23 protein-coding genes are annotated in these 20,934 nt (G+C 45.7%); 6 read left to right on the top strand and 17 right to left on the bottom strand.

Translation table 11 applies throughout. From position 1 onward, the window contains the following. Window positions 1-317 precede the first annotated feature (317 nt). Window positions 318-1,181, top strand: coding sequence for a GNAT family N-acetyltransferase (locus KJS69_RS10915; RefSeq protein ID WP_213583796.1), 864 nt, complete (start codon window positions 318-320; stop codon window positions 1,179-1,181). Window positions 1,182-1,266: 85 nt separating this feature from the next. On the opposite strand, the gene KJS69_RS10910 is transcribed toward KJS69_RS10915, so the two are convergent. From KJS69_RS10910 to KJS69_RS10900, 3 genes are all read right to left on the bottom strand, one after another. Further along, window positions 1,267-1,509, bottom strand: coding sequence for a hypothetical protein (locus KJS69_RS10910; protein ID WP_213583795.1), 243 nt, complete (start codon window positions 1,507-1,509; stop codon window positions 1,267-1,269). 138 nt (window positions 1,510-1,647) lie between these two features. Further along, complete coding sequence (locus tag KJS69_RS10905; RefSeq protein ID WP_213583794.1) at window positions 1,648-2,064, bottom strand: DUF1634 domain-containing protein; 417 nt, start codon at window positions 2,062-2,064, stop codon at window positions 1,648-1,650. Continuing rightward, window positions 2,061-2,900: a sulfite exporter TauE/SafE family protein gene (locus KJS69_RS10900; RefSeq protein ID WP_213583793.1), complete on the bottom strand. Its 840-nt coding sequence runs from the start codon at window positions 2,898-2,900 to the stop codon at window positions 2,061-2,063. The genes KJS69_RS10905 and KJS69_RS10900 overlap by 4 nt, the downstream gene beginning before the upstream one ends. A 294-nt stretch (window positions 2,901-3,194) precedes the next feature. Between KJS69_RS10900 and KJS69_RS10895 the strand changes: the two genes are divergently transcribed. Next, entirely contained in the window at window positions 3,195-3,650 is a 456-nt protein-coding gene (locus KJS69_RS10895; protein ID WP_213583792.1) for an Lrp/AsnC family transcriptional regulator, read from the top strand. A gap of 136 nt (window positions 3,651-3,786) precedes the next feature. Here the strand turns inward: KJS69_RS10895 and KJS69_RS10890 are convergent, their stop codons facing one another. From KJS69_RS10890 to KJS69_RS10860, 7 genes are all read right to left on the bottom strand, one after another. Continuing rightward, window positions 3,787-6,831 carry a YhgE/Pip domain-containing protein gene (locus KJS69_RS10890; protein WP_213583791.1) on the bottom strand — a complete coding sequence of 1,015 codons (3,045 nt, stop codon included), beginning with the start codon at window positions 6,829-6,831 and terminating at the stop codon, window positions 3,787-3,789. A 289-nt stretch (window positions 6,832-7,120) separates the two neighbouring features. Next, entirely contained in the window at window positions 7,121-7,483 is a 363-nt protein-coding gene (locus tag KJS69_RS10885; protein WP_213583790.1) for a sporulation histidine kinase inhibitor Sda, read from the bottom strand. Window positions 7,484-7,663: 180 nt separating this feature from the next. Next, complete coding sequence (locus tag KJS69_RS10880) at window positions 7,664-7,996, bottom strand: LytTR family DNA-binding domain-containing protein (RefSeq protein ID WP_213583789.1); 333 nt, start codon at window positions 7,994-7,996, stop codon at window positions 7,664-7,666. Between the two features lie 22 nt (window positions 7,997-8,018). Then, on the bottom strand, window positions 8,019-8,144 hold the full coding sequence (locus KJS69_RS10875; RefSeq protein ID WP_213583788.1) for a cyclic lactone autoinducer peptide: 126 nt from the start codon (window positions 8,142-8,144) through the stop codon (window positions 8,019-8,021). Further along, window positions 8,141-8,665 (bottom strand): accessory gene regulator ArgB-like protein, encoded by a 525-nt coding sequence (locus KJS69_RS10870; RefSeq protein ID WP_213583787.1) that lies wholly within the window; start codon window positions 8,663-8,665, stop codon window positions 8,141-8,143. The genes KJS69_RS10875 and KJS69_RS10870 overlap by 4 nt, the downstream gene beginning before the upstream one ends. Next, window positions 8,646-9,266 carry a hypothetical protein gene (locus KJS69_RS10865; RefSeq protein WP_213583786.1) on the bottom strand — a complete coding sequence of 207 codons (621 nt, stop codon included), beginning with the start codon at window positions 9,264-9,266 and terminating at the stop codon, window positions 8,646-8,648. Before KJS69_RS10865 ends, KJS69_RS10870 begins: the two co-directional genes overlap by 20 nt. A 293-nt stretch (window positions 9,267-9,559) precedes the next feature. After that, the gene (locus tag KJS69_RS10860; RefSeq protein ID WP_213583785.1) at window positions 9,560-11,062 is read right to left on the bottom strand and encodes an FAD-dependent oxidoreductase; all 1,503 of its coding nucleotides are present in this window, start codon (window positions 11,060-11,062) and stop codon (window positions 9,560-9,562) included. A 682-nt stretch (window positions 11,063-11,744) separates the two neighbouring features. Here KJS69_RS10860 and KJS69_RS10855 point away from each other — a divergent pair. The 3 genes from KJS69_RS10855 to KJS69_RS10845 are packed head-to-tail and all read left to right on the top strand — an operon-like array spanning window position 11,745 to window position 13,772. Further along, complete coding sequence (locus KJS69_RS10855; protein ID WP_213583784.1) at window positions 11,745-12,116, top strand: YhjD family protein; 372 nt, start codon at window positions 11,745-11,747, stop codon at window positions 12,114-12,116. 55 nt (window positions 12,117-12,171) lie between these two features. Beyond that, on the top strand, window positions 12,172-13,440 hold the full coding sequence (locus KJS69_RS10850; protein WP_213583783.1) for a DNA polymerase IV: 1,269 nt from the start codon (window positions 12,172-12,174) through the stop codon (window positions 13,438-13,440). Then, window positions 13,437-13,772: a YolD-like family protein gene (locus KJS69_RS10845; protein ID WP_213583782.1), complete on the top strand. Its 336-nt coding sequence runs from the start codon at window positions 13,437-13,439 to the stop codon at window positions 13,770-13,772. The genes KJS69_RS10850 and KJS69_RS10845 overlap by 4 nt, the downstream gene beginning before the upstream one ends. 368 nt (window positions 13,773-14,140) lie before the next feature. Here KJS69_RS10845 and KJS69_RS10840 read toward each other — a convergent pair whose 3' ends face one another. Beyond that, complete coding sequence (locus KJS69_RS10840) at window positions 14,141-14,671, bottom strand: hypothetical protein (RefSeq protein WP_213583781.1); 531 nt, start codon at window positions 14,669-14,671, stop codon at window positions 14,141-14,143. 25 nt (window positions 14,672-14,696) lie between these two features. After that, window positions 14,697-15,920, bottom strand: coding sequence for a hypothetical protein (locus tag KJS69_RS10835; RefSeq protein WP_213583780.1), 1,224 nt, complete (start codon window positions 15,918-15,920; stop codon window positions 14,697-14,699). Window positions 15,921-16,484: 564 nt separating this feature from the next. Between KJS69_RS10835 and KJS69_RS30235 the strand changes: the two genes are divergently transcribed. Then, window positions 16,485-16,778 carry a YolD-like family protein gene (locus KJS69_RS30235; RefSeq protein WP_213583779.1) on the top strand — a complete coding sequence of 98 codons (294 nt, stop codon included), beginning with the start codon at window positions 16,485-16,487 and terminating at the stop codon, window positions 16,776-16,778. A gap of 22 nt (window positions 16,779-16,800) precedes the next feature. On the opposite strand, the gene KJS69_RS10825 is transcribed toward KJS69_RS30235, so the two are convergent. The 5 genes from KJS69_RS10825 to KJS69_RS10805 form a co-directional block, all read right to left on the bottom strand. Next, a complete protein-coding gene (locus KJS69_RS10825) occupies window positions 16,801-17,613 on the bottom strand; it encodes an arsenite methyltransferase (RefSeq protein WP_213583778.1) in 813 nt (270 codons plus the stop codon). Window positions 17,614-17,824: 211 nt separating this feature from the next. Next, complete coding sequence (locus KJS69_RS10820) at window positions 17,825-18,274, bottom strand: MarR family winged helix-turn-helix transcriptional regulator (protein ID WP_213583777.1); 450 nt, start codon at window positions 18,272-18,274, stop codon at window positions 17,825-17,827. 54 nt (window positions 18,275-18,328) lie between these two features. Then, on the bottom strand, window positions 18,329-18,754 hold the full coding sequence (gene arsC / locus KJS69_RS10815) for an arsenate reductase (thioredoxin) (protein WP_213583776.1): 426 nt from the start codon (window positions 18,752-18,754) through the stop codon (window positions 18,329-18,331). A gap of 29 nt (window positions 18,755-18,783) precedes the next feature. Next, complete coding sequence (locus tag KJS69_RS10810) at window positions 18,784-20,193, bottom strand: arsenic transporter (RefSeq protein ID WP_213583775.1); 1,410 nt, start codon at window positions 20,191-20,193, stop codon at window positions 18,784-18,786. 13 nt (window positions 20,194-20,206) lie between these two features. Further along, window positions 20,207-20,518 carry an ArsR/SmtB family transcription factor gene (locus KJS69_RS10805; RefSeq protein WP_213583774.1) on the bottom strand — a complete coding sequence of 104 codons (312 nt, stop codon included), beginning with the start codon at window positions 20,516-20,518 and terminating at the stop codon, window positions 20,207-20,209. Window positions 20,519-20,934: the final 416 nt, after the last annotated feature.

Genomic DNA, 20,934 nt, shown 5'->3' with positions numbered 1-20,934 from the left:
CTATATACTCGGCACTAAAGATCAAAGATCATGAAGTGGAGAAAGAAAGATGCTTCCAGGGCGAGTTTTGGCTTTGTATTCCTACTATCCGAAGGCCTATTCAATAAATAAGGAATGGTTTAACCGGGGTCCCCGAAAAGTAAATGGAATCACTACGAAGTCTAGCTTCACTTTTTGGGGAATGAGTATGATGTTTGAAGCTTCGGAGGCACTTTCCTTCGGAACGGAATGATCGCTTTCTTTAGTGCCACATATATAGTTGTCATGTCTCGTTTCTTTAAATAGAATGGAACTATTAACCATTAAAGGAGCTTCCAATGGCCTCGTTTAAAAGGGTTTTACCTGACATCATCACATTTGGAGAAAATGATATTCCCGGATTAATCGAATTATCGGGATCGGTTGGCTGGGATTATAACGACCGTGAAATTGCAACCATCCTGTCAACGGGCAGAGTTTATGGTCATAAAAACGAAGAAGACGCCATTATATCCAGCGCGGCAGTCATTCCATACGGGAAGTCTTTGGCTTCCATAGGGATGGTTATTGTTCGTGAGGATTACAGAGGAATGGGACTTGGCAGGCAGGTGGTCCAGAGGTGCTTGCGCACAGTTCCCAAAGCTGCGGTTATGTTGATCGCAACCGAAGAAGGAAAACCGTTATATGAAAGTATGGGATTCAGAACTGCAGATTATGTTCATAAATTTATATGCGATAACTATGTCCCTCAATCGTCTCCTAATTTTGAATACGTAATCACGCCTTTTGCTGAACAAGACCTTCCTCGAATTGTAGAATTGGATAAAACGGCCGTAGGTGAAGAAAGAAGAACATTACTGATTCATCGGATACAACAAGCCCTGTTGTGCCTTGTCGCCAAAGATTCAGCAGGGAGAACGGTAGGCTATGGATTATCTGTTCCGGGCCCCGTTAACCGGATAATAGGCCCCATTGTAGCTCCTAACTATGCTATAGCTTGCTTATTAATAAACCATTTGGCAGGTGCGCATGAGGGAAAAATAAGAATCGATGTGCCCTCCGGCCATGAGAAACTAATGGCACATTTGATACGGTGCGGGTTTAAAAAGGTAAGTCAACCTCCCGTTATGATCATCCATTCCGATCAACTCCCGAATCGGAACGGTACTCTATTTGCGATTGCCGCCCAAGTTTTTGGGTAACGGTGTAGATTCAACAAGACGGATTAGTTGAGCAAGGCATTCCAAGACCTTCAGCCGAAGGTCTTGTCATCTTATATAGCGTACCTTACGAAACATGAAATAATTTCAGTTTATTATCAAAAAATTCCTTTAGCACTGCGGACTCTACAATATATTTCTTTTGTCCTGTTTTATCCGTCCTTGTTACGTATACATCCTCTTTGTCGTACTGAATGCGAACCTCTGCGCTCGATTTTAAGTTGAACACGATGCCTGCACTTAGCGCTGGATTAACTTGTTGAACTTCTCTAATTCCGTCTGCTGACACAGATCTACCTTTTATTGACATTTTAACACCTCCAACGATAAATACGTAATTAGGAACATAAGGTTGCCCATAACCGTCAGTTCTTCCGAACTTGCATAAGCTATAAGATCTTGCTTACGGCTATCGTCTAAGCGTCAGCGAGTTTACCTATCCTTATTTTTACAAGAAAAAGCTAATAATCAGCGTTATAAATACGAAGCTGGTCAGCAGCACATACAAATAATCTTTTTCAACCAAAAATACAATAAGTGAAATAGCCACCCGTAAAACGGGAGTTAAAATTAACAAAAATAGGCCTGCCATAATGATCGCATAGGGCTTGAAAGCCATCGCTCCCGCCAAAATATCCTTCAAAGAGGTTGGGAAGGTGGCTCCCGGATAACCGCTGTCCCCTGCAACAATAAAGAACAACAACCCCGCCAAAATTACCGCGCCACTCACCATTACGCCCACTCTCAGCCAACGGCTGACGACAAGCTCCACCGCGGCTGCCCGATCATTCTCTCGGCTTGGTCCCCTGACTTGATCATCGACCTGTCCTTTGGCTTGATCTTTGGCTTGCTCTTCGGTACTCATGAATTCGCCCCCAATCCTTGAACAATCATTTGGATGGCCACGTAAGCGAGGATCGGAATGAACAATTTGCGAATCGTTTTGCTTTTAAGCTTTTGCATCACTTTCGTTCCTAGCATGGCTCCCGCCAATACCCCAAGCGCGACAGGCGCGGAGATGACGGGATCAATATCTCCACGGAAGAAGAACACACCGGCGCTGGCGGCGCCTGTAACTCCCATCATAAAGTTGCTGGTAGCGCTGGATACTTTAAGAGGCAGCTTCATGAACACGTCCATCGCCATGACTTTAAAGCTCCCGCTGCCGATGCCCAACAGCCCGGAAATAACGCCGGCGCCATACATGACGCTGAACCCTCCATAAACATTATCTACATTATAGGAGACGTTTTGCTGCAAGGCTTTGTCATAATATTGACCTTGCAGCTTTAATTTTTGGGCGGCCGGATGAAGCGGAACTTCACCGGGTAATTCATCGCTCGCTTTCTTAAGCATCGCAATAACGGAATACAACAGCACCAACCCAAAAACGATATACAAAATACCGGGAGCGATCAGCCCTCCGACGAATGCCCCGGTGATCGCTCCGATCGTAGTCGCAATTTCTAGAAACATCCCTACCCTGACATTCGTAATACGGTCCCGGATATACGCGATAGCCGATCCGCTAGAGGTAGCAATGACCGAGATGATGCTTGCGCCGATAGCATGCTTGATGTCTACGCCAAATAATAAGGTCAGCGCAGGGGTAACGATGATCCCGCCACCGAGACCCAGTACCGATCCTACCATTCCGGCCAAAACGGATATTCCCAGAATTTGAATTGCCATTAAGGCCATATTTTTCCCCTCCCAGACTGTTAATAAGACTTCTGCCGGAAATCGAAGCCCCCGCATCGCCCCTCCTTTTCGGCAGGGCCTTACTCATGTTCTGCACCAAACGGATGGAATCCATTCTCACTTTTCGTTTAGCTCCGAATCCACCTGATGTATTCCTCATACAAATCACGTTCGCTTGCAATAACACATCCATATGTATATCATATATTTTACAATCGATCAATATATTCTAATAACAATTTACAATGTAAAGTAGAGATGTATAATAAAAAAATCTCATCGGGGGATGATGCCATGCATTTCAATAATTTGGATGAGACCGATACTCTGATCTTGAAATATTTATCGGAGAACGGGCGATTGAGCAATGCCGAGCTGGGGCGGCTTGTGAACCTGACCCGGGCAGCGGTCAGAGAGCGGATCAACGAGTTGATCCAGAATGGGGTAATCGACCGGTTCACTATTGTGGTCAATCCTCTTAAAGCAGGAAAAATGCTGTCTATGTTTTTTAATATCGAGGTGGAATGGCCCAAACTGCAGCAAGTGGCGGATGAATTGATCGCTGCGGAGGAAATCACGAACGTGTACCAAATGAGCGGCAAACCGCATCTGCATGTTCATGCTTTACTGGATAATGCAGAGCATGCCGAGCGATATCTCAAGAAGCTGCAGGCGATAGAGGGGATCACAGATGTCCAGAGCGAGGTGCTGATCGCAAGATATAAAGAGAGAGGCGGCTTGCTGATTTAATCGAAATTGTCCTGCTCCATGAAACGTTCTCCGCCCGATGCTCAGTTCGGGTAATGGAATGCCTCCCATAGCATAAAATCGCAGGAAGGGCCGCCGAAGCTCGGCAGCCCTTCCTTTATTTTTTCCCTGCTCCAGATTACAATATGAGCTTGCTCTCCTTCGCTTTTTCCAAAAATTTGTCGCTCGATTTATTAAATGTTTTTTTCAACGCGACTCCCATCACAAATGCAATAACGATATAGATGAGCAGAATAAGAGCATGCTTCCAGACAACACTCCACAGCATTCCGCCTACGGCCTCGCGCATTAAAGTAATAGCATGCGTAAAGGGCAGGAAGGGATGGATTTTCTGGAAAAAGTCCGGAGCCATCTGAATCGGAAACGTTCCTCCTGAACCGGATAATTGAAGCACGAGCAGCACGATAGACATCGCTTTGCCCACATTTCCGAAGACCGAAACGAGAGTATACACAATCATAACAAATATCCCGCTGATCAGAAGACCGAACAATACAAACCAGACTTTATTCACTACATAGGCTTTAAGCAAAAACAGATCTCCGAGCGTGACGATAAGAGACTGGCCCAGTCCGAGCGTAAGAAACGTAAGAAAGCGGCCAAAATAGACTTCATAGCTTTTGTAGTCCTGCTTGTTCTCTACATCCGCTCTTAACAGCGAGACTAGCAGCAAGGCGCCTACCCAGAGCGACAGCGTCGTGAAGAAAGGCGACATAGCCGAACCATAGTTGGGGATCGGGAACAGTTTATGCTCCTTCAGTTCCACCGGCTTGGCAAAAAAATCGCTCTCCTCATCCGCGTCCAACCTCATCAGATCCAATATTTGATCCAGCGCCCCGGTCTTCTCGAATTCTCTGATCCGATCGGCCACTTCCGTCAGTCTGGTCTGGGCGGCAGGGAATTTATCGCGGATTCGTCCGACCTCCTGCTGCCCCAACTCCACCCCTTCTCCGGCTTTAAGCAGAAGGCTCTCAATTTCCGGCAGAGCCTCATTAGCTTCGTGAATGACGGTATTGGCCTTGTACACCGTCTGCTGTGCCACCGTGGACGCATCCTCCAACGCCGGAGCCAGCTTGCTGTCATAAATTTGCAGCAGCTCTCCGAGCCCATGGTTCAGCTCCTTAGCCCCAGCATTGATGCGATGAATCAGCTCCGCCGCCGGCTGCCCTCCTGCTTCCACCACTTCGTAGGCCTTGCCCAACGCCTCCTTCAATGTGAGCAGACGCTCCTGCATGGCCTCTAGCCGTTCCACAGCATCACGCAGCGCTCCGTCTTTGACTAGCGTCTGGGCTTGATCCAGAGAGCGGATCAGACGGACTATAACGGCCTGACCCTGATCGATTCGAGCCATCCCCTCGAGCAGGGCAGTCCTCACCTTGGCGGTATCCAAGGACAATCCCTTGTCGGTAAGGCGGATCACTCGTTGCGCCGTTTCCTGCAGCCTGTCCATTTCGCCTCGCACTTGCCGATCAAGCTCCTCCGCTTGGGCCAGCGCCTCTTGCAGGGCCGGAAGCGGGACCGGCTCATAGGCTTGGATGACCTCACCAAGCAGGCGGTCCGCCTCCTTAAGCAGCTCGCCGATTCCGCTCAGCAGCTTCTCCGCGGGCTGCTGTCCGTTCTCGATCGCCTGCTGCGCTTGCTGGAGCCGTTCCTTTACCGTCTCGAACCGCTTCTGGACTTCCTTGAGCGCGTCGATAGGAGATTGCAGCGGCTTCCTGTCCGTCAAGGCGTTCAGCCGTTCGAACCGATCGATCAGGCGCTCCGTCACCGCCAGACCGGTATCGATCCGCTCCATGGCCGTTCCCAGCCCTTGCTTGGCGCGCTCGGGATCCCACGGCATGTCCAGCAGCTTGCCCAGTTCCTGCTCCCCCGCTTGAACCTTCTCCTGGAGCAGAAGGAGCTCCTCCTTAACCTTCGGCGCCCCCTGTTTCGCCTTCTCCACCGCTTCCTTCAGAGCGGGAAGAAGCCGCTCATCGTGAAGCTGAATGAGCTCGCCGAGGAGCCGATCCGCTTCTTGGGCAGCATCATGGATGCGCTGCAGAACCTCGCGGGCCGGCTCTTCTCCCTCGTGGAGCAGGCGGACCGCCGAAGCCATAATCCCTCTCAGTTCACTGAGGCGATCGTGAGCGGAGATCAGAGTAAGAATGACCTCTTGCAGCTTCCCCTCCTCTGAAATCATCGTATCGATCGATTTCACCACATCCGTCAGCCGCTCCAATGCCGCGGCTCCCTTATCGACAGCTTCCATCGCCTGCTCCAGCCCATGGAGCAGCGTGTCCGCATTAATATCCGACGCTATCAGGCTGTCGGTCAGCTCCGAGGTCAGAAGGGCGATCTCCTGAACCGTCTGAAGATCGGCTTGAATAGTCGGAGCATACTCTCTGACGACACGGTCTCCCTCATAGAGCAGCGTCTCCAATTGACTGCCCAGCGCTTCGGCGTGCTGGCCGATCTCCTTGACCTTGACCAAGCCGTCATCGACCTTGCCAACGATGCTCTCGGCCTTGTCCAGATCCGTCTGCGCAAGCTGGATCATCCGGTCGATTTCCGGTAAATCGGCTTCCAATTGAAAGACCAGCTTCTTCATTTGTTCCATCGCGGGCAAGCTCTGTTCAAGCTCCAGGCCGATTTCATTAAACACTTTAAAGATGGCTCCATTAGCGCTCTTAACGAAATGACTGCTGACATTTTCGATAATGCCCGATGCGCCGGCCGAGGTTACCTTCGGAGCGATGGCGTTAATTTTTTCATTGATGTAATAATCCAGTTCCGGCTTCTGCGGATGGCCCGTAACGACCGTTGCAATTTTCTCTGAAAAATCGGCCGGGATAACGATGCTGGCGTAGTATTCGCCGTGCTCCACCCCGCGCAGCGCCTCCTTCTCATCCACAAACACCCAACCCAGCTTGTCGTTTTCCTCCAGCGATTTAATAATTTCATCGCCAACCTGAATCTCCTTGCCTTCCAGCGTCGTTCCTTCATCCATATTGGACACCGCAATAGCTACTCCCTTAGTGTTGGCATAAGGGTCCCATGAAGAAATGATATTGAACCACGCATACAAAGAAGGTAAAAAGACAACAGCAGCTATGACTAGCAGAGCTGCCGGGTTTTTCGCTATATTGACCAAATCTGTTCTGAAAATTTTATAAATATTTTTCATGTCTATTCTCCCATTTCTCTCTGTCTCCAATATTGGTCCTAGGCGCATTCCGAGCCTAAAGTATATAAAGTCTGTTTTCACGACAATCATTAAAACATAGTACCCGATCCCCCTATAAAAGGCAACGAACCGATAACAGAGGAAAAGGTCTTTTTAAAGCAGTTTAAGAAAGGGAGTGCCGCTTTTCACCAAAATTCGCAAAAAAATAACGCCGCAAAGCGGCGCATTCCGGGCAATCTATTCTGCCCTCTATCTACTTCTTTCTTGTGTTAACAGTACAGTTGGGCTCTTACCGGCTATTTATAACTTCAACGACATCCACGTTTCTTCCGCGCAGCGTCTTGAGGATTAATTCGATGAAATCGTTGGACGTGTTGGCATCTACAGCCAGCCGATAAATGTTCATCAGTTCCCGATTGTCCAGCGTTTCCAATGCCGAGGGCCTTGGAGAACGATCATAATGGCACTTCAACGCTTCCACCCAATCATAAGACGATTTCTTGGCAGAGAATCGGCTGGCTATATTTTTCCATGATTCCCGTATAACCGTTTTAGATGATGCGGTGTGCCCGATTTGGACTTCTTCCTTCCCAAACGGCTTTTGACTGACTCCCGCATATTCCGGCGTCTGAACAAATCTTCCATCAGACATGGTCCCTCTCCCTTCGGGATTTTTCGATCTATTTAGTCTAGTTTATCTATTCCTAGCATATCATTAGTCCCCCTTATCGTCTGTACCGTTTCGCATTCCAAAAACATCTTTACATATTGTGGAAAATATGCGATAATGTTTGTCTATACTTAGCGAAAAATGAGAAAGAGCCCGACCGGATCAGGTCGAGCTCTTCTTTCTTGCTTCCAAATACCTTTTGATTCGTTTCTCATTGGATTCGGAGACGGTGGCGAACGTTTGCGATTCCTTGAAATAAACGATCTTTCGCTCCGAATCATATCCTGCAACATTTTTGAGATGGACGACGTTGGAGCGATCCAATCTCTCAAATCCGCTATGATTATAGGCGGCGTGAAGATCGGAAAGTGTGGTGGGGAGTACATATTCGCCATCTGTCGTATGGACGTATATTGTATTTCTGTGGTTGGTAAAATACAATATTTCTTCCTCTTGGATTTCGCAGGAAGAACCGTCATTTTTGAGAACACGCATGAATTTCCCCACCTTACTATCCTTACTGCTTTTTCATTAGCTCCTTAGGTGCTTTCGGGCTGTGAAACATCGGTTTGAGAATCGCGACGAAAACAACTGCACATGAAGCCAAAACGGAAGACGCATATCGAGCTGCCATCTTTTTCATTTTATCCCCTCCTTTCTCCATGGAACTACTGTTAAAGATTGGACCAGGAAGGCCAACCCAATAACATGCGAACCAATAATGAAGTTGGAGCTGACCAGGCCTATCGAAATCCATTTTAAAAGGGGATATAGCTTTACAGGAATAGCTGCGTTAGCGTCTGGACGCGGAGCAAAACTAATCATTAGGACGAGATTTATGACATTGACCCAAAACAGCAGCGATTCCGGATAAACGGGAATATGCCCAACTCCGACAATTAGCAGAACCGAGACGACATTACAAGCCCAGGGGGATTTAAAGTGAACGCCTCCTGATGCCATTCTTAGACCGGATAAACTTATTAAAGCCACCAGCGTGGAGGTGAACTGGCCGGTCCACCAGCCGATCAGCAAAGAAACGACGATAATCAGAGCGGTGTTCAGCAAAATAGCTAATGAATACTGCATCACTTCGATGGAATGAGTACGATCGGAATCCGCCTTCTTGATCGCAGCAGCAATTCTATACGCTAAAGTGTTCATCTTCTGCCCTATCCTTTTTATAAGCAAAATAGAGATATCCGTACAAAATTATTGCATTAACTAGAGGCACGACAAAAAAGAGGGTCGATAAATTAGAAGCAAAATACATCGTTAATAAAACAATAATGACAGAAGGAATATTCAGGGCGAACAAGACCTTTTCCCACGTTTTCACCGCTATTTTACCACTGGGCTTGTCCGGTACGAAATCAAACCCTTTACGTTTAATAGATAGAAAATAACCTATCCCTATGGCCGTTGCCGCGGAAAGCGTCTGCAATACAAATGTGCAGATGCTTAAAATATATGGAAGGCCAACATCGAACAGCCCGGCGCTATCCATAATGAAATAATAGAGTCCTTGAATAAACATATAGGCTTGGTACGCCATACCTGTCAGGATTGCGGCATAAAACACATGAATCTTAAAGAGCAGCCATATAAAACAAAACATTAAAAGAACCTGAACGATAACATCCATCTGTGGCAACTCATAAACCGTTCGCAGGACATAAGAAATGAAGGACATGATAAGACTTGCAAAAATCATTTCTTTTGGATAAATATCGATTTTGAATAGAACAAAAATGAAATAAAACATGGCGAAAGTCTCTAACATGGAGAAACCGATAAAAAGCCAGAAGTCTATCAACCTTAAACACTCCCGCTGCCGACAAGATTCGACTTTTTTCCTATATCTAATATACTAGATGGAAGATGTTTCTACAATAGCCTTTACCTATCTATTACAGGATATTTTTACCTTTCGAATAATTCTCCATTTATATCCATTCGCCTTGTTTTAGATTTTCCATAGATCTTTAGACCCTTTTTTACAAAAAAGACCTGCCGCCCCTAGACGGACGGCAGATCACTCCGCTTCGCACCCGATCGTTATTCCACCGCCAGCTTGCCTTTATTGATCTGCTCCAGCTGCTCCTCGCTATATCCGGCGATTTTATTGTCAGCCTTCACTCCGCTCAAGGTGATGCCGTAATTTTTCTTTATATATTGATGCAGCTTCTTCATCTCCTTCTCCGAAAGATCAGCCAACTCGTTCTTCCCATCGATCTGTCCGAGAATAATTCCGATCACCTCGCCGGCCAGCGAAGTATTCGGCTGGATCCGGGCGCTGCCGTAGGCTACCGCCGAGGCTCCGACATTTTTACCGGCGGTCAGTACGTTAGTGTAGCCTTTCAACTGGAAGGCCCGAAGCGGCATCCCATATTTATCGGGCTTGCCTGTGCTTGTCCCCCAAGGATTGGCTTTATTGCCCTGAAGATCTATCGGATACCCCGCTATGCTCACGTTATCCCAGAACATGGCGCCGCTGAAGAGATCGGTCGCTTGCAGCACATATTCCGTCTCATATCGGTCAGAATCGCGAATATAGAGATATTCCGGATAGCCGTTAACCTCCGCTTCCTCCCAGCCCGGCAGCTGCTGCCGCAAATGCTGGACGACTTGATCCGTCTCCTTTCTCCCCGCGGCGAGCGCCTCCTCAATCCGCTGGCTATTGGCAGGATCGACGTCGAAAACAAGCAAAGCGTTGATCAGAACATCCCCATCCCGCTGATTAATAATATTTAATCCGCGCAGGAAAACATCCTGCTGGCTTGGACTGTAGCTCTTGCCGATATTTCCAAATCCATAGGCGAAGGTCCCGGTAAGGTAGGTGCCTGCCCCATAGATTTCTTCCTTCTTCTCTTGGCCCAGCTGATTGATTTCGCCGCTGAATCTTGCCCAGTCGACCTTACGGAATTTCATCATAATGGAAGCGGCCATGTAGTCCTTCGCCGATCCGCCAAACACCGTTTCGATCCCCGGGATTCCGGTTACCTCTAATCGGCTGGAAAGAGCGGCGAAATCGGTATTCTCCACCCAATACTTGGCTGTGACCGTTTTTTCCTCACCGGCTGCCGTTCGGTAGGTCAGTGATTTTATTTTTTGCTTGGAACGGGCCGTATCCTGTTCGGTTTCGATCTTTATTATTTCTATCCCTGATTCGATCGGAATTCCGTCTGCAATCGCTTCGAAATAGTTGACAAACTCTTCCTTCTTGCGGATTTCCCCTTGCTTGTAACGGTCAAAAAGCTCCTTGACCCGTCCTTGCAGAAGAGATTCGCCGGCGCCGTCAAAAGGCTCATCCAAGTACAGCATCTCTCCTTGAATTAACTGCCCTCCCGGGCGGCTGCGCGGATCCAGCACGACTACATGCAATCCTTCATCTGCGGCCGCTCGCGCCAGATACATTCCTTCAATCTCCGAACCGATCAGCACAATATCCGGGTCCGAGGAATGAGACGGAGTCCCTTTGTCGCCTCCCGGCTTCTTGTCCCCTTCACAACCAGCCACAAACAATAAAACAATCGACAGCAACCAAGCGAATCTTTTCAACAAATAGTCCCCTCTCTCTTCAGCTTCTTCATGCGAGCCTGAGCCCCGTCGGCCTTATAGCCGGGCAGCCGTCCGCCAGCTTATGGCCTGGTCGGTACTCTCTTAGCCGTCATACCTATATATGTGGCACTAAAGAAAGCTATCATTCCGTTCCGAAGGAAAGTGCCCCCGAAGCTTCAAACATCATACTCCTTCCCCAAAAAGTGAAGTAAGCTTCGAAGCGATTCCAGGTACTTTTCGGGGACCCCGATTCAACCCATCATTTCTTACTCATTGGGTGGGCCTTCGGATAGTAGGAATACAAAGCCAAAACTCGCCCTGGAAGCATCTTTCTTTCTCCACTTCATGAGCTTTGAAATCTTTAGTGCCGAGCATATATTTCCGAGCCGAGCGCTTTGTTTCGTATCCGTGCGACGGATGCCCGCTGCCCGACCGCGGAGAGCCGGCTTTCTACCGCTTCCAGCCAACTATGCAAAAGGATAGCAAATCTTACGTTCCATTACCAGTCCGGCGCCTTTGGCGCCTCCTCCGCTTGCTTTTTTTACCACTTGCACAAGAACGTATATTCGCCATATAATGAGCATAAAATAGAAACATACGTTCTCTTTCCAGAGAAAGGTTCAATGGAGGACGGGGCAGCCCGCATTGCTTTTTATCGTACAGACAAAGGAGAATTTCTTAGATGAGCAAGGCGCCTCTGGAAACTAAAGAAGACCTTGAGCTGGTCAAGGAATACATCCTGCTCCCTCTTCTTCTGGATGCTCTGGAGCACGATATCGCCCTGATGGAGAGAATTCAATTAAAAATGGCCGCTTTTTATGTGGGCAATTTGAGAGGCATACAAATTGACATTACAACCGCTCTAACGTTAATACGCCAACAAATGCGAATACGGGGAATTAAAGTATATGAGCAGCAGCGTACCCGCCTGGGAATCGAAGCCCGCTATTTATGCCGCGGATATCATCATACCTTTGCGATGCTCTGGAGCTTGGTTAAAGCGGAGCTGACTGCGAAGCTGAGTCTGTTTTTTGGCCGGAAGTGTGGAAAATAAGCGTCGTGGGCGGCTGCCCGCCAGCGCCATAAACATCAAGATAAGGAGCACCTCAATGAATACCACACCCCATCGAGTTGTCATGCTGGCGGATTGCCAATCCTTCTATGCAAGCGTCGAGAAAGCTGATCATCCTCAATTCGCGGATAAACCTGTCGTTGTGGCAGGCGATCCGGCGCGCAGATCTGGAATCATCTTGGCAGCATGCCCAATCGCCAAGCGATACGGCGTCACTACAGCCGAGCGACTGGGAGAGGCCATTGGCAAGTGTCCGGATCTAGTGGTCATCCGACCACGCATGCAGCATTATATTGACATTTCACTAAGGATTACGAAGATTTACGAAGAGTTTACGGATTTGGTGGAGGTTTTCAGCATTGATGAGCAATTTCTTGACGTTACGGGGACCTTACACCTCTTTGGGGACCCGGAAACAATCGCTGAAGCTATTCAACTGAAGGTTCTAGAGCAAACCGGGGTATGGGTCCGAGTAGGCATAAGCTCCAATAAAATCCTGGCTAAAATTGCGACGGATATATGGGCCAAGAAAAATGAAAGGGGCATTTTTACTTTACCGCGGACTCAGATTGAAGACCTGCTGTGGGGTCAGCCTGTTCAGAAAATGTTCGGAGTCGGCTCCCGAATGACCGCTCATTTGGGCAGACTTGGAATCTATACCGTTGGCGAAATCGCCAGAACGCCACTGCCTCGCCTCCAGCAGATGTTTCGCGCCCGCTTCGGCAAGCAATCCGATATCCATGCGGAAGTGCTGTGGCGCACGGCGAATGGTCTCGACGATAGCCCGGTGACTCCCGGGACCTTCAACACAGCGCCGAAGTCGGTGGGCCATATGATGACCTTGCCCAGAGACTATATTGAACGCTGGGAAGTGGAGACCGTCCTGCTGGAGCTGACGGAGGAGGTCTGCCGCGACTGCCGCCGCAAAGGATATAGGGGCTCTGTAGTGACGGTCAGTTGCATGTGCAGTCCTTACGAAGCCCCGACCGGGTTCTCGCGCCAGATGAAAATGCCGGACCCTACCAACCACACCAATACCGTCTTTCAAGCGGCCAAAAAGCTGTTCTATAAATTTTGGGATCAAATGCCTGTTCGGCGCATGGGGGTCACCTTAAGCCAGCTAACCAACGATCAAGGCTATCAGCTCACTTTTTTTGAGGATCAGGTCAAGTACAGAGCCCTGGAGAAAGCAACGGATGAGTTAAAAGACCGCTATGGCAGCTCCGCCATCGTGAGAGCATCGTCCTTGACAACAGCCGGGCAGGCTGCGGAGAGATCCCTGAAAATCGGAGGTCATTATAAATGAGCAAGAAGCTGCAAGGAAACGGGTTGTTCGAATCCTCGAGAATGATGCTGCCGGAACATAAAGAGGCTTACCTCCGGCTGCAGCAGAACTTGCACAAGAACCCGCGCCCCCAATTAGATGAACAGGAGACGGATCGGATATCCATGCTTCTCGCTGAATCGATGCGGTTCAGGAAGGAAGTGACTCTGATATTATTTGGAGAATGGGATAGGCCGGAATTAGCAGGAGTCGTAACCAAAATGGACCAACAGCAAAAAAAAGTCAGACTCACTCAAGGCAATGATTTTTTGTGGGTAAAAATAGCTGATATTATTGATGCCGTGTTGAAATAAAATTATAAAGAGAAACCAGCAGTTCGGTAAACGCTTGCTGTATATAGGGGACAGTATACATTAACCCCAAATGAGTCAATGTGGATATTGACGTCTTCAGCGAAATTCCAAAGAGATAATATGCAACACAATTAACTGATGTGAAATACAATAGAATTGCAAATTCATTGATACATTTTAGGAAAGAGATCAACGACCCCGACGGAACATGCGAGACAATCCAGATGGTAGATTCTATAACGGGGAGAATAGCAAGATGTTAACACAGCATCGGATAGCTAACTATTGGCTCCCATCTTGGCCATATACAAAATGATAAAGCTACTCATGACTTATCTTGTGAATCATGAGTAGCTTTTAAAAATGGTTCATTTCCGATAAAAAGGAATGTTTACAGTAGGATTAAATTCTTCATTATTTTCGTTTGCGATTTTAACAATATTATTTGAGTCTTCAAGCAATAAATAGACACTTTTAATGATTTTATTTTCTGCATTGTAATAAGCAAAATCATATCGTTTTTTTTCAATATCATACCTGAAATAAATGGCTGTATCATCTTTTTCAAAAATAATAGGTTCTGCGTTAAGGGGTAGCAATTTTCGAATTTCAGGGTTGTCATTTGGAATTTTCAAATGGTCTTGATTCCCATTGGAGAAATGAATACCATAGTTTTCAAACAATCGGTTCCACTCTGAAGCATTTTTTCGTTCTTGCTCAGTAATGTATGCATCCTCTTTTAGAGTGGTTTCAATCATGAATTCCATGATTTGAACATATTTACTCTCTCGGTCATTGTTCCGCTGTTGAATTGTTTGCATCTTAACAAACAAATAGATAATTGATGAGAGCATTACTACAAAAACTAAAATGAGAATCAAACGATGTTGTTTTTTCAAAAAAGCCCCTCCAAAACCATTACATTTATCTTCCTAGACCGTTGCCAACGCCATGTTTCCAAGAACCATACAATTTAATATTATTATTGTATATATTTGCAACATTTTGAGCTAAAGATTCCGCATGATTCCTCAAGGTTGTCTCAGTCAGATCGCCGGTGGGCTCATTAACTGCAGGAGCAGATACCCCCCATTGTTTTCCCTGTCCATTGATAAGATTTACAAGGTTCATTTTTCCGTTCGCCCAATCTTGCCATACTTCAACATCTTGATTGTGAACAGTGGTATCGTAAACTGTGCCCTCATTCCCCCAGGAATATTCATACTCTTGGAAAGGAACTGGCTGTGCCGCTTCTTTCAATCTATCATATATATCCACTGCAACACCAGCTATATTAAGCAGACTTTTAGCTGTTAAAACTGTTGTATTAAAAACATCTGCCACCGCTTGAGCAGCGGCACCCTCACTAATTACATATCCAAGAGTACGTCTTTTTTCAACATAATAATCCCTTGTTAAATATATTTTCAAAGCTCTGGATGCATCATTTAACGCAGGGAAAGTCCAATTTTGATTATAATATCTAACAGCGTTCATTCTTCCTGGTGCATACCAATAGACGTATTTAGCACTTGTAATTCCAACATTCATTGGAGCAATTAATGTGCCATCACTTGGGTCAGTGAAATTTTGTGGGTTATTACGCATCTCTTCTTGAATTGTTTTAACTTCTTCTTCTGTTCTAGTAACTGTCTCTCCTTCTTGGAGTTTTTTAATATTATATGAATCAAATTCTACATTATTATAATTTAGAAATACATCATTTTCATCAGTGTCACCTGAGCTTGTTAATAATTTGACAGTCTTGACGACATAATTATCTGGATAATAAGCAAAAGTATATCGCACATTATTCAAATGATATTCTATATAAATATTATCTCCGTCTTTTTCAAGATATCGTGGCTCAGCTCCTTTTGGCAAGAGCGATGTGATAGAACCATTCTCAGCAGGAATGTATTCATATGTCAGTAACGGGGTATCAGCGGACTCCGCTTCATTAGCAAACAGGTTCTCCCACTTTTCTTTCACAACTCTTTCTTCATCGGTGATTTTGAAGGGCCCACTCAAAGCTGGGGGAACGTTCGCCTGCAAGAAATCACTTGTAGAAGACTCTACTCTATCGAAACCCATTAATACAATTGTCAAAACCATACTAAGCATTAAAATACTCAATTTTTTAAACAATATTATAATCCTCCTATTTTTTCAATTAATGAGTACAAATAATTCTTTCATTTGGCATGAAAAGATTGTTCCTTTACATTTCATTTAGATGAATCTATCAGTGGGCACTTCCCCCTTTCCTTATCAGCTCATTCGTCAAATAAGAGTTAATTCTTTCCAATTTTTCATGACAACTCCATCATATCAGACATAACAACTTCTAAATATAGTAAAAAATTACTAAATTTATGTAAATAATTGTCGTTTGCTGTCAAAATATATTATTCGTATAAACTTTAGGAGATTGAATATGCTATGTCCTACTAATACCAGACAAGAATGAAATATGTGTAAAATTATAAAAGTAAAACCACTCAAATGAGTACCTCGCTTCACCCTAAGTGAAGGAAGCGGGCAGCTGTTAATTATACTTCTGAAGCAGTTATTGCTCGATTGAAATGAAATCAAAGGCATACCTATAAAATCCGAATATGGATGTGCCAAAAATGTATATCTGCCGAGTAAGCTATGGATAGATCACAAAAAATTGGAGAGCGCTATAAATGAGTAAAAAATTGCAAGGCAATGGAATGTGGAAACATCCGGCTGCAGCAGAACTTTTGCAAGAACCCGCGCCCCCAATTAGATGAGCATAGATTGGAGGAACTTTCGCAACTACTGTCAGAAACCTTTGAGAATGATCGAGAAGTCATAATTACAGTGTTTAACCAGTATAAAGATACAGTCATAACAGGCAAAATTAGAAATATGGATGTGTATTTGAAACGAGTAAAGGTTTTAACGGCAAATGATTATACGTGGATTGAACTGTATGATCTACTTAACATTGAAATAAACAATAATAAAGCCCCCTTTTAGAAAGGGGCCTCGTTCAATTTGTTTAAGGTTTGACCCCTGCTATAACCGCCGAGACGATATAGTTTTGTATATTGGCTTCAGGTACCCAATCTTGGATAAACGTTTTCGACTCATCCTTCGGCTCGACGACCACATTCATAAATCCGCTTTGCGTTAGCATCGCCTTGACTTCCTCAATCGATGAGGCCCCTGATACACAGCTCGAATACATCACGTCCAAATCGTTTTTGATTTCATCAGGCAGTTCCGTGATGGTCACGATATCGGATATGGCAAGGCGGCCACCGGAGCGTAGAACCCGGAATGCTTCATCAAATACTTGTTGCTTGGCCGGAGAAAGATTGATCACGCAATTCGAAATAATGACGTCCACCGTCTGATCTGCAACAGGCAAATGCTCAATTTCCCCTAAACGGAATTCGGTATTCGTAAACCCGCCTTTCGCGGCATTAGCGCGGGCACGACTTACCATTTCCGGCGTCATGTCTACACCAATCACTCGCCCCGTCTCTCCGACTTGTCGCGAAGCCAGAAAGCAATCGAAACCGCCGCCGCTGCCAAGATCAAGCACTGCTTCTCCTGGCTGCAGTTCGGCAATCGCTTGCGGATTGCCGCAGCCCAGACCAAGATTCGCGCCTTCCGGGACAGCGGTTAACTCCTCGTACGAATAACCAAGCTTGGCAGAAACCTCCCCGTAATCCATCGGCGAATCACAACAGCTGGAACTTGCAGAAGTCGGTGTACAGCATGATCCGGTTTCCACCGGGTGCAAAGCCATTTCTTTATACCGGCTGCGAACATTTTGACGAATCTGATCCTCACTGACTTGATTCATGAAAATCACTCCTAGTTTAATTTTTTATGCATTCAACGTTTAAGATGATGGAACAGCCGTTTGACAACAAACTTTGCGTCCGGCCCCACCCCCCTTAAGGTCCAGAAGCAAGACCTGCCTGCCCCTCTCCAATGACAATCGTATCCAAGACTTCATTCCTACCAGCACCCCTTAAATTTAGTTGCATTTTGCAAGTATAAGAGGGAAGAAATCACCCCGCTGGGGTGGAACAGCATGGGCTGGAATTCGCCATTGCTTCATTTAAAAGTTTAATGGAGCGAATGACCGTTTCTTTTTCAAAATCGTTCATGTGTGAGAAAATTTCATCTAAATAAGCATTCATTTGCTGGTCAATCGTCGTGGCCACGTACATGCCTTCTGTCGTTAAGGAAAGGACATACACTCTGCGGTCGTCCGGATCGGGCGCTTTTTTCACTAAGTTCATTTTGATTAACGATTGAATTTGACGACTAAAGGTCGTGATATCGGTACCTAATGCCTCAGCTACTGGTTGCATAGAAGGCTTATGCTGACGATCGATTTCGTAAAGAATATGGCTTTGAACTAAGGATATTTCATAGCCACCGGCCGAGCAGCAATTTTTATTGAGAAACCCAAATCGGCGTGTCATGATTTGAAATAGTTCGCGAACGTTTTCCAATGTGATTCACCTCATTTCATAGTTATACACCAATAGATTGCAATTTACAAGTATTTAAATCAAAAATTTGACGAACTGCTCAATCCGGCTCTTGATTGCATCGCGAACAGTGCGGAACTGGTTCATAATTTCGTCTTCCGATCCCTCCGCTCTTGCCGGATCATCAAAGCCCCAATGCCATTTGGTTACATTCTTGTTGGAGATGACAGGACAATGCTCGTCGGCGTGACCACAAAGGGTGATGACATAATCAGCACGATTCAAAATTTCCGGATCGATCACATCAGAGGTATTTTTACTTATATCTATGCCAGCCTCTTTCATCACTTGAACCGCACGAGGATTGAGTCCATGTGCTTCAAGGCCCGCGCTCTTCACTTCAAAATTATCGCAGCCAAGTTGCTTCAAAAACCCATCCGCGATTTGGCTCCTGCAAGAATTTCCAGTACATAAAAAGTAAACCAAAGGTTTTTTCTCCATGCTTAACGATCTCCTTGGGTATTAATTATTTACGCCTTGATGCCCTCTTTTGATTTGTTTTTTCCCAGGAAGGATTTAATGATCATCGCTGCCACCACAAGCACAACCACAAGAACCATAATACATAGCCATACATTCACCTGTAACGTTTGGAGTACATAAAGCCACACATAAAGACCGATGAGAGTAATGAACAGCGTCGGTATGGTTAACAGAATGCCGACTTTAAAATAATACCCCCAACTGATTTTTACGTTTTTCGTGGAAAGCACATGCAACCAAAGCAGAGTTGCAAGGGACCCGATCGGGGTAATTTTCGGCCCCAAATCCGAACCGATCACATTCGCATAAATCAGCCCCTCACGAATAAATCCACCGGTTTGCGTACCTTGGATAGCCAGCGCATCGATCATGACCGTCGGCATGTTGTTCATGATGGATGAAAGGACGGCTGCAATAAAACCCATACCCACTGTCGCCGCGAACAATCCTTTATCAGCGATCGCTTGAATAACGTTGCCTAATGCATCGGTAAGTCCGGCATTTCGCAAGCCATAAACCACCACATACATGCCGATAGAGAAGATTACAACGGCCCAAGGAGCGCCTTTCACCAATTTCCAAGCATGAATCGCAGGACTTTTTCTCGCCGCGAACAATAAGGCTATAGCCGCGACCCCGGCAATAATGGATACCGGAATCGAGAAATATTCACTGACGAAATACGCGACAAGCAGCGCAGCTAGAATGAACCAAGATAACTTAAACAGCCGCATATCCTTGATAGCTTCCTTCGGTCTTTTTAATTGGGTGAGATTGTAGATATTCGGAATACTCTTCCTGAAACAAAGATACAGTACAATCAGGCTCGCAAGGATAGAAAAGAAATTCGGTATGATCATACGACTCGCGTATTCCGCAAAACCGATGTTGAAATAGTCAGCTGAGACGATGTTGACCAAGTTGCTGACGACAAGGGGTAAGGAAGCCGTATCCGCAATGAACCCGCTAGCCATAATAAAGGGCAGGATCATCTTGTCATTAAACTTGAGTGCTCGAACCATGGCGAGTACAATGGGGGTAATGATCAATGCCGCGCCATCGTTGGCAAACAGGGCAGCAACTGCCGATCCAAGCAGGATAATAAAAACAAACATGAGGAGCCCGTTTCCGCGTGCTAGCCGAGCCATATGCAGCGCCGCCCATTCAAAAAATCCGATCTCGTCAAGCACCAATGAGATTAAAATGATAGCTACAAATGCCAAAGTCGCATTCCACACGATGCCGGTAACGGTCCCAACATCGGCGAAGTTGACTACGCCGAATATCAAAGCAAGGATGGCTCCACCACTTGCCGACCAGCCGATATTCAATCCTTTTGGTTGCCAAATAACAAAGGTTAGGGTAACTAAAAAAATAAGAAACGCAGTGATAGCCATATAATCCTCCACACTAATCACAATCATTTTTGACTTGATCGATTTTTTCTTTCAGAGATGGAATGTATCCTAATATCACTTGAATGTAGGGTTTATCTTCAATATTTAAGGAATAGTAAATCCATTGGCCTTTACGCGTTTCATTTACAAGCCCGGCTGCTTTTAATTTGCGCAAATGCTGACTTGCGTTAGGCTGTGAGGTTTCCAACAACTCCACAATGTCACAAACACAAAGAGCACGTTCTTTTAATAAGGCCATCATCGTGAGTCGGGTCCTGTCACCGAGCAGTTTTAGGTTTTCTGCTATTTCATTGATACGCTCCATATAAACCTCCATCTATCGCTATACAGCTCAGCGCTATTTGTTTAATCGATCCCTTGCAGCCCAAAACTCTCCAACTCTCTCTCGCCAATATTGGGTCTGCAGTATTGTTCCAAATGGCACAACTTCTACTGCTATAGACACCGTTACAGAGCATTGAACAATGATTCACTTCACATAACAGGGATTATTTAATAAATATATATTAATATACTTATATAATCAACAAATTATATGGCTCAAAACCATAATCAGTCCTTGACTTTAACAGGCCATCCTTGACAGATTTATCTTATTAGAATTTCACTTGATAGATTGGCCCTCCAGATGGTCCGATTAAATGTAATTGATGTAGTTAATTCTCGCTAAATCTCGCTAGATCTCCGGACTAAATGTAAAACCTACCGTTAGAAATGGGG

The sequence above is a fragment of the Paenibacillus sp. J2TS4 genome (assembly GCF_018403245.1).
Lineage (GTDB): Bacteria > Bacillota > Bacilli > Paenibacillales > NBRC-103111 > Paenibacillus_L.
This window is presented reverse-complemented; position numbering and strand designations above follow the sequence as displayed.

Excerpts from the sequence above, each read along its gene's own strand:
- KJS69_RS10810 (WP_213583775.1), bottom strand. The coding sequence starts at position 20,193 with ATGGCTATCACTGCGTTTCTTATTTTTTTAGTTACCCTAACCTTTGTT.
- KJS69_RS10885 (WP_213583790.1), bottom strand. The coding sequence starts at position 7,483 with ATGTCTGATGGAAGATTTGTTCAGACGCCGGAATATGCGGGAGTCAGT.
- KJS69_RS10895 (WP_213583792.1), top strand. The coding sequence starts at position 3,195 with ATGCATTTCAATAATTTGGATGAGACCGATACTCTGATCTTGAAATAT.
- KJS69_RS10900 (WP_213583793.1), bottom strand. The coding sequence starts at position 2,900 with ATGGCCTTAATGGCAATTCAAATTCTGGGAATATCCGTTTTGGCCGGA.
- KJS69_RS10825 (WP_213583778.1), bottom strand. The coding sequence starts at position 17,613 with ATGAATCAAGTCAGTGAGGATCAGATTCGTCAAAATGTTCGCAGCCGG.
- KJS69_RS10905 (WP_213583794.1), bottom strand. The coding sequence starts at position 2,064 with ATGAGTACCGAAGAGCAAGCCAAAGATCAAGCCAAAGGACAGGTCGAT.
- KJS69_RS10845 (WP_213583782.1), top strand. The coding sequence starts at position 13,437 with ATGAGCAAGAAGCTGCAAGGAAACGGGTTGTTCGAATCCTCGAGAATG.
- KJS69_RS10850 (WP_213583783.1), top strand. The coding sequence starts at position 12,172 with ATGAATACCACACCCCATCGAGTTGTCATGCTGGCGGATTGCCAATCC.
- KJS69_RS10915 (WP_213583796.1), top strand. The coding sequence starts at position 318 with ATGGCCTCGTTTAAAAGGGTTTTACCTGACATCATCACATTTGGAGAA.
- KJS69_RS10890 (WP_213583791.1), bottom strand. The coding sequence starts at position 6,831 with ATGAAAAATATTTATAAAATTTTCAGAACAGATTTGGTCAATATAGCG.
- arsC (WP_213583776.1), bottom strand. The coding sequence starts at position 18,754 with ATGGAGAAAAAACCTTTGGTTTACTTTTTATGTACTGGAAATTCTTGC.
- KJS69_RS10865 (WP_213583786.1), bottom strand. The coding sequence starts at position 9,266 with ATGTTTTATTTCATTTTTGTTCTATTCAAAATCGATATTTATCCAAAA.
- KJS69_RS10870 (WP_213583787.1), bottom strand. The coding sequence starts at position 8,665 with ATGAACACTTTAGCGTATAGAATTGCTGCTGCGATCAAGAAGGCGGAT.
- KJS69_RS10855 (WP_213583784.1), top strand. The coding sequence starts at position 11,745 with ATGAGCAAGGCGCCTCTGGAAACTAAAGAAGACCTTGAGCTGGTCAAG.
- KJS69_RS10875 (WP_213583788.1), bottom strand. The coding sequence starts at position 8,144 with ATGAAAAAGATGGCAGCTCGATATGCGTCTTCCGTTTTGGCTTCATGT.
- KJS69_RS30235 (WP_213583779.1), top strand. The coding sequence starts at position 16,485 with ATGGAATGTGGAAACATCCGGCTGCAGCAGAACTTTTGCAAGAACCCG.
- KJS69_RS10805 (WP_213583774.1), bottom strand. The coding sequence starts at position 20,518 with ATGGAGCGTATCAATGAAATAGCAGAAAACCTAAAACTGCTCGGTGAC.
- KJS69_RS10910 (WP_213583795.1), bottom strand. The coding sequence starts at position 1,509 with ATGTCAATAAAAGGTAGATCTGTGTCAGCAGACGGAATTAGAGAAGTT.
- KJS69_RS10880 (WP_213583789.1), bottom strand. The coding sequence starts at position 7,996 with ATGCGTGTTCTCAAAAATGACGGTTCTTCCTGCGAAATCCAAGAGGAA.